The organism is Kitasatospora sp. NPDC007106, assembly GCF_040634455.1.
GTDB classification, from domain to species: Bacteria; Actinomycetota; Actinomycetes; order Streptomycetales; family Streptomycetaceae; genus Kitasatospora; species Kitasatospora arboriphila.
Genome location: NZ_JBEYFP010001479.1, coordinates 1 through 1,012, shown reverse-complemented (window position 1 = coordinate 1,012; position 1,012 = coordinate 1). Strand labels below are relative to the sequence as shown.

Annotated in this window: 1 protein-coding gene; it reads left to right on the top strand. The window is 72.6% G+C overall.

All coding sequences use genetic code 11. From position 1 onward, the window contains the following. Window positions 1-195 precede the first annotated feature (195 nt). On the top strand, window positions 196-540 hold the full coding sequence (locus ABZ641_RS39425) for a hypothetical protein (protein ID WP_344625776.1): 345 nt from the start codon (window positions 196-198) through the stop codon (window positions 538-540). The last annotated feature ends 472 nt before the right edge of the window (window positions 541-1,012 follow it).

Here is a 1,012-nt window from a genome sequence, read left to right as displayed (position 1 = left end):
GCCCGGCATCCGTTCGGCCACACACGTCCCTGTGCCCGGCGGTGCCGCCACACCCCCCTACCGGCGGGTAGGGATCCGGTCGGACGGCGGGGGCAGACTCGTCCCGGAGTACGAGGTGAGGCGGACCGGACAGTTGCCAGGCTTGTCCATGTGCATTCGCACACCGATCACTTCCCTTTCTTCTCAAGGACTTTGATGAACCGTCCGCACAAGATCAGCCGTCTCGCCGCTTCGATCGCCGGTGCGGTGGCCGTCGGCGCCACCCTCCTCGCCGCCCCCGTGGCCTCGGCCGCTCCCGGCGGCCCGAGCGGCTGCACCGCCTACGTCGCCCACGAGAACGAGCACAACGCCGTCGGCTGGTGCAGCCGGGGCAGCGGCACCTGGTACGTCAAGGCCAAGTGCGCCGGCCCCGGCCGGGTCAACGGCCCCTACATCGGTTCGGAGGGCAAGCGCTCGCGCGGCATGGAGCAGGCCTCGGTGCTGAGCTGCGGCAGCAACGGCTGGCCGATCGAGATGACCGTCACCAGGATCAACCCCTGACGGCGGAGACCGCCCGAACAGCGACGACCGGTGGTGGCACCATCCGGAGCTCCGGCTCCTCGGCCGGACGGCGCTGCGGCTGAACTCCGCGTGTACCGCCGGCCTCTCGGGCGGCACGCACCACCAGGCGCCCGCCGCGCCGGGCTCCGTTGACGGTGACGTCACAGCAGCCCGGCCGGCGGTCCCGCCGGAGACCCGACCACCGTCCCCCTCCCCTCCCGTCTGACGGAGCTTCACCCTCGCGCCCGAAATCACCGCGCCTGGCGGCCCGCACCCGTGGGACGATCGACGGCGCCGCGGGCGGGCGCCGGCGGCAGTCGGGGGTGGGGAACGTGCTCGTGCAGCTGATCGCCGGACTGGCCCTGCTGCTGGCGGGCCTCTCGGGGCTCGCCTGGGTCCAGTCCATGACGCCGATCGGCTACCAGGGCTGCGAGTACGAGGCCGGTCCGGATGGCGTCGTCGTCCTCGATCA